We start from the raw sequence: 12,601 nt of genomic DNA, 5'->3' as shown, positions 1-12,601 counted from the left end.
CTCCCACCGACGCCCGCCCCAGCCGCCGTCCTTCAGCCGACGGTGAAGAGAGTGACGAGGAAGACCGCGTACACGACACCCGCAATGACGGCTACGACCCCCGCGGCGCGGGTCCAGGCGCCGCGGAAGGCCGCGATGGCGAGCGCCGCGGCCAACAGAACCCACACAGCGGTGTGCGCGTGGTCGATGATCCAGCCCGCGAATCCGGATACCTCAGCCTCGACGCCGTCTCCAATCGTCGCGAAGACGACCGCGACGGCCACGGCGAGAGCGGCGGCGAGCGCGAACCACAGCCGACGGGGGCGCGCCGCACCCTGCTCGGAGTTCTCATCCACGACGGTGCCGCTGTTCCATGGCTGGAACTATGACAGAGCCGCGAGCTCGTCGTCCACCCCTCTCGCTGGGAAAGAGAATCTGTGTCAGAATTACCTAACGATCGGTCAGTAAACAGGAGTCGATGATGACAACCCCCGCAGACCTCTCTCTCGTCGAGGGCGACGCCGACGCGCAGGAGCGCTTCGACGATCTCGTCGCGCACGAGCAGCGCATCGAGCCGCGCGATTGGATGCCCGAGGCGTACCGCAAGACGCTGATCCGCCAGATCTCACAGCACGCGCACTCCGAGATCATCGGCATGCAGCCCGAGGGCAACTGGATCACCCGGGCACCGAGCCTGAAGCGCAAGGCGATTCTGATGGCGAAGGTGCAGGACGAGGCCGGCCACGGCCTCTACCTCTACTCGGCCGCGCAGACCCTCGGCATCACGCGCGACGAGATGATGGACCAGCTCATCAGCGGCAAGGCCAAGTACTCGTCGATCTTCAACTACCCCACCCCGACCTGGGCCGATATGGGCGCGATCGGTTGGCTCGTCGACGGCGCCGCGATCGTCAACCAGGTGCCGCTGTGCCGCGCCTCGTACGGCCCATACGGCCGGGCGATGGTGCGCATCTGCAAAGAGGAGTCGTTCCACCAGCGCCAGGGGTTCGAGATTCTGCTGCAGCTCATGCAGGGCACCGATGAGCAGCGCGAGATGGCCCAGGATGCCGTCAACCGCTGGTACTGGCCGAGTCTGGCCATGTTCGGCCCTCCCGACGATGAGTCGCCCAACTCGGCGCAGTCGATGAAGTGGAAGATCAAGCGCTTCTCGAACGACGCCCTGCGTCAGCGCTTCGTCGGCATGCTGGTGCCGCAGGCCGAGATCCTCGGCATCACGCTGCCCGATCCCGATCTGCGTTACGACGAGCAGACCGGCCAGTACGCGATGGGTGAGATCGACTGGGACGAGTTCTACGAGGTGCTGCGCGGCAACGGGCCGTGCAACGCCGAGCGCCTCGAGCGCCGTCGCACGGCGCATGAAGAAGGCGCGTGGGTCCGCGAGGCGGCAGCCGAGTACGCCAGGGTTTCGTCTCGCTTCGCTCGCTCAACCACCGGAACCGGGGTGGCCTGATGGATGCTGAGACCTGGCCGCTCTGGGAGGTGTTCGTCCGCGCGAACCGCGGGCTGAACCATGTGCACGTCGGCTCACTGCACGCACCGGATGCCGATATGGCGCTGCGCAACGCGCGCGACCTCTATACGCGCCGCAGCGAGGGCGTATCGATCTGGGTGGTGCCCGCCGAGGCGATCACCACGAGCGACCCCGACGACAAGGACGCGTTCTTCGAGAGCCCAGCCGGCAAGAACTACCGGCACGCGGTGTACTACACCGCCTCTGAGGGGGTGCCGCACCTGTGAGCAAGAACGTCACCGTGTCGGTCGACCAGCTCGACCTGGCCGCCGAACTGACCGGCACCGATGCCCGCGCGACATCGGCCGACATCGCCGAGTACGCGCTCTGGCTCGGCGATGACGCGCTGATCCTGTCACAGCAACTGGGGGCCTGGGTCTCGCGTGCCCCCGAGCTTGAAGAGGACGTCGCCCTGGCGAACATCGCCCTCGATCTGCTGGGGCATGCCCGCTCACTGCTGCACTACGCCGGCACGTGGGACGGCCGCAGCGAAGATGACCTCGCCTACTTCCGCGACGAGCCCGAGTTCCGCAGCGCCTGGCTGATGGAACAGCCCAACGGCGATTTCGCCCAGACGATCGCCCGTCAGCTGTTCGCATCCGCGTACATGTTCGAGCTGCACTCGGCGCTGCGCGCCTCGTCCGACGAGACTCTCGCCGCGATCGCCGCGAAGTCGGTGAAAGAGGTCGACTACCACCGCGACCACGCCGTGCAGTGGGTGCTGCGCCTGGCGGGCGGCACCGATCTCTCACGCGAGCGCATGATCCGCGCGATCGGCGACGTCTGGCCGTACGTGGCAGAACTGTTCCGCGACGAACCACTGATCGACCGGCTCGAAGGCGCCGCGGTGCGGCCCTCGACGCTGCGCCCCGGTTTCGACGCCGTGATCGACGAGGTCTTCCGCGCCGCCGATCTGCAGATCCCCTCGGGTGGCGACTCGCGCGGTGGCGGGCGCCGTGGGTCGCACGCCACACCGATGGGTCACCTGCTCGCCGAGATGCAGGTGCTCGCACGACGGCATCCGGGGGCGACGTGGTGACCGCCCTCGCGACGTCCCCCGAACACGGCACCGCACGCGAACAGCACGCGTGGCGGGTGGCCGCGACGGTCGTCGATCCCGAGGTGCCCGTGCTCACGATCGAAGACCTCGGTGTGCTGCGCGCTGTGCGCGTCGACGCGTCGGAGCGCGGCGAGCGCGTCATCGTCGACATCACCCCGACCTACAGCGGATGCCCGGCGATGGACGCCATCCGCGACGACGTCGTGCTGGCACTGACCGCCGACGGCTTCGCCGACGTCGAGGTGCGCACCGTGCTCTCCCCCGCGTGGACGACGGACTGGATGAGCGAGGAGGGCAAACGCAAGCTGACGGCGTACGGCATCGCCCCGCCCAGCGGACGGGCGGCCCACCGGCAGGGTCCGGTGCGGCTCGCCCTCAGCATCCGATGCCCGCGCTGCGGCTCCCTCGACACGCATGAGGTGTCGCGCTTCGGCTCGACCTCGTGCAAGGCACTCTACGAGTGCCGCGCGTGCCTGGAACCCTTCGACCATTTCAAGGTGATCTGATGGCACTCTTCCGTGTTCCCACGGCGCAGGCCCCCGTCACAGTCGCCAGCGGCGACGGCGGCCGGCACCGCGCGCGATTCCACGCACTGACCGTGTCGCAAGTACGTCCGCTCACCAAGGACGCCGTCGAGGTGAGCTTCGCCGTGCCACCCGAGTTGGTCGACGACTACGCCTACCTGCCGGGTCAGTACGTGGCACTGCGGGTGCACCTGGAGGGTGCGGAGGTACGGCGCTCGTACTCGCTGTGCCGCCCGCCGATCCCGGCCGACGAAGGTGGCACGACGCTCAGCGTCGCGGTCAAACGCGACGAGGGCGGGCTGTTCTCGACGTGGGCACAGACCGAACTGACCCCCGGCTTCGAGATCGACGTGATGAGCCCGCAGGGCACGTTCACCTCGGGCCTGGCCGAGCTGGCCGGAGCGCACGTGGTCGGCATCGCCGCAGGATCAGGCATCACCCCGATGATGGCGCTCGCCAGAAGCCTGCTGACAGCATCCGATTCGACGAGGTTCACGCTGTTGTACACCAACAAGGCGACCAGCGACGTGATGTTCCTCGAAGACCTCGCCGACCTCAAGGACCGCTACCCGACCCGGCTCGTGCTGCACCATGTGCTCTCGCGCGAACAGCGCACCGCGCCATTGATGTCGGGGCGCCTCGACGAAGAGCGTCTACGCACCATCTTCGGCGCACTCATCCTTCCCGACACCGTCGACGAGTGGTTTCTCTGTGGCCCGTTCGCGCTGGTCGACCTGTGCCGCGAGGTGCTCGCCGACCTCGGCGTGCCCCGGGAGCACGTGCGCTTCGAGCTGTTCACCACCGGCGATGCGCCCGCAGAACGCGGCCCCCGCAAAGTCGAGGTGCGGCAGGGCGAGAAGGCCGTGCGCATCGAGATCAACCTCGACGGCGTCTCGTCGACGGTCGAGAGTCCGGTCGATGCACACGAGTCGGTGCTCAACGCCGCCCTGCGCGTGCGCCCGGATGCCCCGTTCGCCTGCTCGGGTGGTGTGTGTGGCACCTGCCGCGCACGCGTCGTCGACGGCAGCGTGACGATGACCGAGAACTACGCACTCGAACCCGATGAGATCGAACGCGGTTACGTGCTGACCTGCCAGTCGCACCCCACCAGCGACCGCCTCGTCGTCGACTACGACGTCTGACCGCATCCGCCGACAGCCCGCAGGAGGACACGCCATGATCGACCTCGCCATCGCCGATGACGTCGCGCACGTGACGCTCAACGCGCCCGACCGCCTCAACGCGCTCGACGAACACGCACTGCACGGATTGGACAGCGCCTACACCGAGGCCGAACAGGCCGGCGTGCGCGCGCTCGTGCTGCGAGGCGAGGGACGCGCGTTCTGCGCCGGACGCGACATCTCGGGGGTCGACCCACGAGACGACGACGTGCTCGGATACCTGGGCGGCACGGTCACCCCGCTGCTCAAGCGCATGGCGGCGTTTCCCGCGCCGACGTTCGCCGTCGCGCACGGCGCCTGTCTCGGAGTCGGGCTGGGACTGCTGATCGCCACCGACGTGGTCTATGTCGCGGAGTCGGCCAAGATCGGCTCGCCGTTCGCCGCGCTCGGGGCGACGCTTGACTCGGGCGGCCATGCCCTGTTCGCCCAGCGTCTCGGTGCGCACAAGACACTCGATCTCATCTACAGCGGCCGGCTCATGTCGGGGGCTGAGGCCGTGGCATCCGGTCTGTTCTCACGCGTGTTCCCCGATGACGCGGTGCGGCAGGCGACCGACGACGCCGCGGTCGCGGCGGCCAGCGGCGCGACCGCGGCGTTCCTGGCGAGCAAACAGCTCATCGCCCGCATTCGCGACGAGCGCCTCGCCCTGTGGGAGGCGGTCGATATCGAGAACGCGGCGCAGGCGGCACTGTGTGACACCGATGACTACCGCGAGGGCTTCGCCGCCTTCCAGCAGAAACGCCGGCCCACCTTCAGAGGGCATTGACACCACAGAGGGTCATCGTTTTAAAATGAACACATGTTCATTTTAAGGGTGCGATAGTGCGCACCGCCGCGCACAACGAAGCCCTGCGCGACGCGACGCGCGAGACGATCGAGACGGCCGCGGTGCGCGTCTTCGCTCGTCGCGGGTTCGCCGCGTCCAGCATCCGGCACATCGCCGAAGAAGCCCACCTCAGCACCGGATCGATCTACCGTCACTACGCCAGCAAAGAGGCCCTGTTCGACGAGCTGCTCGATCAGGCGACCACCGGGCAACGCGAAGCCGCCCACGCTCTCGCGAGCGACGCCGACCCGCACCAGCTGGTGCGCGAGTTCACCCGCTCATTCCTCTCGGACCTGCGACGAGGCTCCGGCGAAGCCGAGTTCTTTCTCGTCATGAACCAGGGCTTCCTCACCGACACGCCCGCCGGCACCCGAGAGCGACTGCACACCACCCAGCGACCGCTCTGGCATGCCTTCTCGGCACTCGTCCGCAGAGGGCAAGAGGCCGGCGATTTCGCCGGCGGCGACCCCGACCAACTCACCACCCTCTACTTCGCCACGCTCTCCGGCGTCGCCGGCATGCACTCCACGATGCCCGCAGCGACCGACGACACCGCCGTCGACATCGTGCTGCGCCTGCTCATTCGAAAGGAACGCGCATGAACATCGAGATCGCCCGCGGCGACGCACTCGGCGAAAGTCATCGCCGACAGATCAGCGACGTCCTGGTGAACGGCTTCGCCGAGGACTTCGAGTACTTCTCGAAGAACCCGCAGACCCTTGCGGGCGCCTTCGCCCACATGATCATCCTGGAACGCTTCTTCGTGGCGCTCGTCGACGGCGAGCCCGCAGCGATCGCCTCGGTGACCGAAGGCGATCAGGAGTGCTTCGCCCCCGACCGCCACGAGATGCAACGCACCCTCGGATGGTTCCATGGGCTGATCAGCTTCGCCATCGTCCGCAGCCAGTTCCTCGGCGCTTATCCGGGCGCGCGTCCCGGGCTCGCCGAGATCGGCTTCGTGACCACGGCACCACAGCACCAGGGCAAGGGCGTCGCCACGGCGCTGATGACGCACCTGCTCGAGCTGCCCTACGACGAGTTCGTCCTGCGCGACATCAAAGACACGAACGCCCCGGCGCTCGGCCTGTACCGAAAGCTCGGATTCACCGTGTCAGACACGCGCCCCGTGAAGTTCGCCGCACGCGCGGGCTTCTCCACCTACGTCTCGATGAGTCTGGCGAAGACGACAACTCGCAGCTGAGCACACAGCTGGGCGCGCGGGACGCCTAATCTGGGAAGATCATGTGCCGCTTGTTCGCCTTCGTCTCGCCCTCGCGCTCCACCGCGCGCCGCGAGCTGCGCCCCGATGGACTCGACAGCCTGCTCTCGCTCGCGCGCCTGCACGGCGACGGCTGGGGTTGGGCTGGTGTCGACGATGACAGCGCGCCCACGATGCGGCGCTCACCGCACTCGGCCGTCACGGATGCCGGCTTCGCCTCGGCCATCGATACACCCGCGCACGCCGCGCTGGTGCACCTGCGGTGGGCGACCGCAGGTCTGCCGGTCAACCTCGACAACGCCCACCCGTTCCTGGTCGACGGCCTGACGTTCGGTCACAACGGCACGATCACACCGATCGATGACCTGCGCTCACTGCTCTCGCCGGCCAGTGTCGCAGCGTTGAAGGGCACGACCGACAGCGAGATGTACTTCGCGCTGATCCGCGAGCAGGTCACTCAGGGCCTTCCCCTGCTCGATGCCACCGTGCAGGTGGTGCGCCGGCTGCGCGAGCACTTCCCCTATGCCAGCCTGAATGCGCTGCTGCTGAGCGGAGAGCAGCTCATCGTCGTGCACGCCAGCGCAACCAGCGCACTCACCGCGCACGACATCTCGCGCATGGGCCCCCTCGCCGACGATCTGCCGTCCGGCCACAACGAGGACTACTTCGCCCTGCGGTGGCGCCAGTCCCCCGACGGCACAGTCGCCATCAGCTCGACCGGGGTCGCCGGCGACGGCTGGCAAGCGCTACCGGCCGAATCGGTCACCGCGATCCGTCTCGCCGATCGTTCCCGCGAGATCGTCGAGCTGACACCGACAGCCCTCTCGCGCAGTTAGTATCAGAAGGTCCGGCCGTTCGCGGCCGGTGCCCGAAAAAGGGGCACGCAGCACTCCGCGCCGTCGCGTGAGCCGCCAGACACATACGGTTCCCTCCGTCACTGTCTTGAAAGGCTCAGTCATGCCCAGCGTCTCCGCGCACGTCGCCCTCACTCTCGCCCAGCACATCGGCCACGTCTTCGGGGTGATGGGCAATGGCAACGCCTACTTCCTCGACGCCATCGAGACGCAGACCGATGCCGTCTTCACCGCCGTGCGCCACGAGCAAGGTGCGGTCGTTGCCGCCGACGCGCATTTCCGGGCATCCGGGCGCATTGCCGCCGCGACCTCGACGTACGGAGCCGGCTTCACGAACACCCTGACGGCGCTGGCCGAGGCCGTGCAGGCGCACGTGCCGCTGGTGCTCGTCGTGGGCGATGAGCCCACCTCGGGTCCGCGTCCGTGGGACGTCGACCAGATTGCGCTCGCGTCGGCCGTCGGCGCACGCACCTATACGACCGGACGTGCGGATGCCGCGGCAACCACGGTCATCGCCATCGAGCACGCCCTGACCTACCGGGTACCGGTCGTGCTGGCCATCCCCTACGACGTCGCAGCCCTCGAGGCCGGCGTGGTGCCCGAGGCCCCCGAGCCGCGGGTTCCGGCACCGCTCGCCCCTCGCGGCGAGTTCGGTGCGGGGATGCTCGATGAGATCGCCGATGCGCTCGCGCGGGCAGAGCGTCCGTTCCTGCTGGCCGGTCGTGGCGCCTGGCTGGCGGGTGCGGGCGAGTCCCTCGGTGCTCTTGCCGCAGCCACCGGTGCGCTCACCGCGACGACGGCGCTCGGCCGAGGCGTCTTCCCCGATGCACGTTACGACCTTGGCGTGACCGGCGGATTCGGCGCCGATGGGGCCATGGAGCTGGTGCGCGAGGCCGACGTCGCCGTCGTCTTCGGTGCGTCACTAAACCAGTTCACGATGCGCTTCGGCGACCTGTTCGCGCCGGGCACCCGGGTGTTCCAGGTCGATGTCACCCCGGCCGCGACCCACGCGCATGTGGGCGGATTCGTCCGTGCCGACGCGCGCTTGGCCGCGGAGGCGCTCGTTGCGCGGCTCGCCGCCGTTCACAACTCCGGAGAAACACCGGCGGATCGGCCCGCAGAAGAGGTGAGCACCACACCGGAGGCCGGTTCTTCCGGAGTTGCGCGCACACCCTGGCGCGAAACCGTCGACGTCACCGCCGCGCGGGCCCAGGCCAGTTCCGGCGAGTTCGCCGAGGATGGCCGGCTCGATCCGCGCGCTGCCGCCCGCCGCCTGGCCGAGTTGCTGCCCGAGGACCGCGTCGTCGTGTCGGACGGCGGGCACTTCATCGGCTGGGCGAACATGTACTGGCCCGTCGCCTCACCCGACCGGATGATGATGATCGGCACGGCGTTCCAGTCGATCGGGCAGGGCTGGCCGAGCGTGGTCGGCGCGACCCGTGCGCGCCCCGAGTCGACCGTGGTGCTCACCTCGGGCGACGGCGGTGGCCTGATGGCGATCGCCGATCTGGAGTCGGCCGTGCGTGCGGCCGCCGGCCACGGGATCGCTGTGGTCTGGAACGACGCCGCGTACGGCGCCGAGGTCAACCTGTACGGGCTGAAGGGACTGGCCGAGGGGCCGATGCTGATCCCCGAGGTCGACTTCGCCGCGTTCGCCGCGGCCGTCGGTGCCGAAGGCGTCGTCGTGCGCTCGCTCGCCGACCTGGAGCGGCTGCGCACCTGGGCCACCGAGAACCCCGACGAGCGCCGCTTTCTGGTGCTCGACCTGCGCATCTCGGGCAAGGTGATCGCCCCGTATCAGCAGGAGATCATCCGCGTGAATTCCTGACGCCGGTCGGCACCAGCCTCAGATCCAGCCCTTGTCCTGCGCGATCCGCACGGCCTGTGCGCGGTTGGCCGCACCGGTCTTGCCGATGGCCGACGAGAGGTGGTTGCGCACGGTGCCCGCCGAGAGGAAGACTTCGGATGCTATCGCGCCGGCCGACCGCCCGTCGGCGGCCAGGCGCAGCACCTGCTGCTCGCGTTCGCTGAGCGGGCTGGCCCCGTCGAACAGGCTCTGCTCGACGAGCGCCGGATCGAGCACGCGCAGCCCGGCGTGCACGCGCCGCACCGCTTCGGCGAGTTGCTCGGCCGGGGTGTCCTTCACGACGAAACCGCTCGCACCGGCGTCGAGCGCCGAGCGCAGGTAGCCGGGGCGGGCGAAGGTCGTGACGATGAGTACGCGGGTGCCGTCGTGTGCGGCGCGCACGCGACGGGTCGCCTCGATACCGTCGACGTCGGGCATCTGAATGTCCATCAGGCAGACATCGGGGCGCAGCCGGGTGACGGTCTGCACGGCCTGTTCGCCGTCGGCGGCGACGCCCACGACTTCCAAGTCGCTCTCCAGATCGAGCAGAGCGGCCAGGGCGCCCCGCACAAGTGCCTGATCGTCGGCGATCACCAGGCGGATGCGTTCCGGCCGGTGATCCGCATCGGGCACCCGATTCACCATCTCAGCTCCACTCGTGTTCCTCCCGCGGGCCCCGGCCCGAACTCCAGTGCGGCCCCGGCGGCCGCCGCGCGCTCGCGCATGCCGCGCACGCCGTTGCCCTCGGTCGCGCCGTGCGCGGGAGCATCGGATGCCGGACCCCGGCCGTCGTCGGCCACGATCAGACTGCCCGGGATGATCGTGACACTCACCTCGGACGCCCTGGCGTGCCGGAGCACGTTCGTGATCGCTTCGCGCAGCACCCAGCTCGCCGTCAACGATTGGACGGGCGAGAGCGCCGCAGGCTCGCCGTCGACGCGCAGGTCGACGCCGGCCGCCTGCAATGCATCACGACCGGATGCCAGCTGCTCGACCAGCGTTGTGGCACGGGCTCCCGCCACCGTGGCCCGCACCCCGGCGATGGCCTCGGCGGTGAGCGCGGTGATGTCGGCGAGTTCGGCCTTGGCGCGTTCGGGGTCGGTCTCGATCAAGCGCTGCGCGAGCTGGGCCTTGAGCTGCACGACGGTCAGCGAGTGCCCGATCAGGTCGTGCACGTCACGGGCCGCCGCTTCGCGCCCGGCGCTGGTCGCCAGTTCCCGGCCCAGGCGTTCGGTCTCGGCAGAACGGATGATCAGCCACGTGGTGACCGTGTTGACGACGCCGAGCAGGGCGACGATGACCAGCACCGTCAGGTACGGCAGTCCCCCGGGGATCAGGAACACGCTCAATGCGGTGAGGGTGATCGAGGCTGCCATCGTCACCCAGTGCGCCGCCCTGGTCAGCCCGTACGACGCGAACGACATCAGAAACGGCAGAAAGCTGATGTAGCTGACACCGGCCCCGGGGATGGTCAGCAGCATGCAGGCGATCAGCGCTCCGAAGATCCACCACTGCCCGGCCGGGACGGGCCGACCGAGCCCGCTGTCCAGACGCAGCCCGCGGATGAAGCCGCCGATGTACAGCACGACGAACACCACCAGGGCGGCCCAGCCGAGCACGATCCACCCGACGCCCGCCGTCGACCGCACCAGCGCCAGCGCCGGATAGATCAGGAAGATCAGCCAGACGGCGGCCATCACCCAGCCGTAGCGGTCCCAGGGGTCCCTCTCGGCGGGCGGCCTCGGCGCGGTGCGCTGCGGGCTGGTCATCGTCCCACCCTATTGCCGCTAGCGGCGGGCCTTCGAGCGCTTGATACCGGCGACGACCAGCGCGACGAACACTCCCACCCAGACGGCGACATTCAGAAGCACCGCCCACATCTGATCGGTCTGCCCGGTGGTGAGCATTCCGTCAGTGAGCGGCCAGCGCGACAACGAGACGAATCCGTACAGGGGCGTGAACCGGGCGATGTCGAGCATCACGCCGTCCAGCGGCATGAACACATTCCCGAAGAAGGCGAAGAACGTCATCGAGATCGACGCGAGAGCCGCGGCCGAATCGGCTGTGAAGAACAACCCGACACCGAGCCCGAACAGACCGAAGATGAGGCCGACGCCCAGGATGATCCCCGCGGTGGCGAACCAGCGCCACAGGTCGTCGGCCGCCGCCCCCGTCATCGCGCCGGCTGTGAAGACGGCAAGAAGAGACAGCACCGCGAACGACAGGGCGGTGATCACCTTGGTGGCGACGTAGCCCGCAGTCGTCAGCGGCGTCATCGCGAGCTGGCGCCCCCACCCCTGCTTCGACTCCGCCGAGGCGAGCGAAGTGAGCGAGCTCATCGCCACCGCACTGCCGTACGCGGCCATCGAGGTCATCACGTAGAACGCGACGTTTCCGTTGCCGGCCTGTCGTGAGCCGAAATCGGAGCTCGCCCCGAACAGCAGGTACATCACCACTGGCATCGCCAGGATGAAGGCGAGCGTGTAGGGATTGCGCAGCTGACGCAGCCCTTCGATCCGCAGCATCGTCGTCGTGGTCATCATCGGTCAGTCCTCCGTGAGGGTGGTGAAGGCGGTCTCCAGCGTGGGCGCGGTGATCTCCAGCGCGTGCGCGCCGGCGCCGAGCAGCACACCGGCGATGGCATCCGACTCGGCACTGCGCAGCGTGACGCGACCGGCGTCGACGCGCAGGTCGACGACGTCGGCATGCTGCTGCAGTGCGCTCAGCAGTTGCTCAGCACCCTCCCGTGGAAGGGTCGCGGCGACGGAACGCGCGCCGAGACCGGCGCGCAGTTCTGCCGTCGGCGCATCGGCGACGATGCGCCCGCGGTGCATCACGACGGTGCGCCGTGCGAACTGCTCGGCCTCCTCCAGATAGTGGGTGGCGAAGACGATCGTGCGTCCGGCGTCGGCATCCGCGCGCATCACGTCCCAGAACCGGCGGCGTGCGGTGACGTCCATGCCCGCGGTGGGCTCGTCGAGCACGAGGATGTCGGGGTCGGCAGTGAGGGCGAGCGCGAACTTGACGCGCTGTTGCTCACCGCCCGAGCACTTCGACACGCGTCGACGGGTCAGGTGCGCGAGGTCGGTTCGCTCGAGGATCTCGGGCACCCGGTCGAGCGTGGCCCGACCGTGCAGCGACGCGATCAACTGCACGGTCTCGCCGACCGTGAGATCCGAGAGCAGGCCACCGGTCTGCAGCACGGCCGCGATCACGCCCGAGCGTGCGGCGCGGGCAGGAGCCAGTCCGAGCACGCGCACCGTGCCCGCGTCGGGATCGGTGAGTCCGAGCAGCATGTCGAGCGCGGTCGTCTTGCCGGCCCCATTGGGACCGAGCAGCGCGACGACCTCACCGCGGCGGATGCTGAGATCGACGCCGTCGACGGCCTGCACACGATCCGCGCCCGTTCCGAAGTGGCGGCTGATGCCGCGCAGTTCGATCACCGCGTCGGCCGGCGGCGCTGCTGTCTGCGCTGTCTGTGTCTGCGTTGTGGTGAGCATGCTTCCAGCATCGCGAGAGCGCGTCGCGGATGCCGGAGGGCGATGTCATGGATTCGGCATGACATCTGTCATGCCGAACCA

General features: G+C 68.9%; 15 protein-coding genes. 10 read left to right on the top strand and 5 right to left on the bottom strand.

Annotation, left to right across the window (positions count from 1 at the left end; translation table 11 throughout):
• Positions 1-32: 32 nt before the first annotated feature.
• Complete coding sequence (locus tag JF543_RS05950; RefSeq protein WP_206823171.1) at positions 33-335, bottom strand: hypothetical protein; 303 nt, start codon at positions 333-335, stop codon at positions 33-35.
• A gap of 125 nt (positions 336-460) precedes the next feature.
• Between JF543_RS05950 and paaA the strand changes: the two genes are divergently transcribed.
• The 10 genes from paaA to JF543_RS05900 all read left to right on the top strand — a co-directional run bounded on the left by paaA (position 461) and on the right by JF543_RS05900 (position 9,002).
• Positions 461-1,450 carry a 1,2-phenylacetyl-CoA epoxidase subunit PaaA gene (gene paaA, locus JF543_RS05945; RefSeq protein ID WP_423494797.1) on the top strand — a complete coding sequence of 330 codons (990 nt, stop codon included), beginning with the start codon at positions 461-463 and terminating at the stop codon, positions 1,448-1,450.
• On the top strand, positions 1,450-1,737 hold the full coding sequence (paaB, locus tag JF543_RS05940) for a 1,2-phenylacetyl-CoA epoxidase subunit PaaB (RefSeq protein ID WP_179411488.1): 288 nt from the start codon (positions 1,450-1,452) through the stop codon (positions 1,735-1,737). The genes paaA and paaB overlap by 1 nt, the downstream gene beginning before the upstream one ends.
• On the top strand, positions 1,734-2,549 hold the full coding sequence (gene paaC, locus JF543_RS05935) for a 1,2-phenylacetyl-CoA epoxidase subunit PaaC (RefSeq protein WP_206823167.1): 816 nt from the start codon (positions 1,734-1,736) through the stop codon (positions 2,547-2,549). Before paaB ends, paaC begins: the two co-directional genes overlap by 4 nt.
• Positions 2,546-3,076: a 1,2-phenylacetyl-CoA epoxidase subunit PaaD gene (gene paaD, locus JF543_RS05930; protein WP_347401109.1), complete on the top strand. Its 531-nt coding sequence runs from the start codon at positions 2,546-2,548 to the stop codon at positions 3,074-3,076. Before paaC ends, paaD begins: the two co-directional genes overlap by 4 nt.
• A complete protein-coding gene (gene paaE, locus JF543_RS05925; RefSeq protein WP_206823160.1) occupies positions 3,076-4,236 on the top strand; it encodes a 1,2-phenylacetyl-CoA epoxidase subunit PaaE in 1,161 nt (386 codons plus the stop codon). The genes paaD and paaE overlap by 1 nt, the downstream gene beginning before the upstream one ends.
• Before the next feature lie 34 nt (positions 4,237-4,270).
• Entirely contained in the window at positions 4,271-5,041 is a 771-nt protein-coding gene (locus JF543_RS05920; RefSeq protein WP_206823156.1) for an enoyl-CoA hydratase/isomerase family protein, read from the top strand.
• Positions 5,042-5,097: 56 nt separating this feature from the next.
• A complete protein-coding gene (locus JF543_RS05915; protein ID WP_347401108.1) occupies positions 5,098-5,703 on the top strand; it encodes a TetR/AcrR family transcriptional regulator in 606 nt (201 codons plus the stop codon).
• Positions 5,700-6,302, top strand: coding sequence for a GNAT family N-acetyltransferase (locus tag JF543_RS05910; RefSeq protein WP_206823153.1), 603 nt, complete (start codon positions 5,700-5,702; stop codon positions 6,300-6,302). The genes JF543_RS05915 and JF543_RS05910 overlap by 4 nt, the downstream gene beginning before the upstream one ends.
• Positions 6,303-6,352: 50 nt before the next feature.
• Entirely contained in the window at positions 6,353-7,156 is an 804-nt protein-coding gene (locus JF543_RS05905; protein ID WP_206823151.1) for a class II glutamine amidotransferase, read from the top strand.
• A 121-nt stretch (positions 7,157-7,277) separates the two neighbouring features.
• The gene (locus tag JF543_RS05900; RefSeq protein WP_206823148.1) at positions 7,278-9,002 is read left to right on the top strand and encodes a thiamine pyrophosphate-binding protein; all 1,725 of its coding nucleotides are present in this window, start codon (positions 7,278-7,280) and stop codon (positions 9,000-9,002) included.
• An 18-nt stretch (positions 9,003-9,020) separates the two neighbouring features.
• On the opposite strand, the gene JF543_RS05895 is transcribed toward JF543_RS05900, so the two are convergent.
• The 4 genes from JF543_RS05895 to JF543_RS05880 are packed head-to-tail and all read right to left on the bottom strand — an operon-like array spanning position 9,021 to position 12,520.
• On the bottom strand, positions 9,021-9,653 hold the full coding sequence (locus JF543_RS05895) for a response regulator transcription factor (protein WP_347401107.1): 633 nt from the start codon (positions 9,651-9,653) through the stop codon (positions 9,021-9,023).
• A gap of 5 nt (positions 9,654-9,658) precedes the next feature.
• Positions 9,659-10,789, bottom strand: coding sequence for a sensor histidine kinase (locus JF543_RS05890; protein WP_206823140.1), 1,131 nt, complete (start codon positions 10,787-10,789; stop codon positions 9,659-9,661).
• Between the two features lie 18 nt (positions 10,790-10,807).
• Positions 10,808-11,563, bottom strand: coding sequence for an ABC transporter permease (locus JF543_RS05885; RefSeq protein ID WP_179411498.1), 756 nt, complete (start codon positions 11,561-11,563; stop codon positions 10,808-10,810).
• Positions 11,564-11,566: 3 nt separating this feature from the next.
• Entirely contained in the window at positions 11,567-12,520 is a 954-nt protein-coding gene (locus JF543_RS05880; RefSeq protein WP_206823136.1) for an ABC transporter ATP-binding protein, read from the bottom strand.
• Between the last annotated feature and the right edge of the window lie 81 nt (positions 12,521-12,601).

Source organism: Microbacterium esteraromaticum, assembly GCF_017303215.1.
Classification (GTDB): Bacteria; Actinomycetota; Actinomycetes; order Actinomycetales; family Microbacteriaceae; genus Microbacterium; species Microbacterium esteraromaticum_C.
Note: the sequence above shows the minus strand (reverse complement) of the source record. Positions and strands in the feature narration are given on the sequence as shown.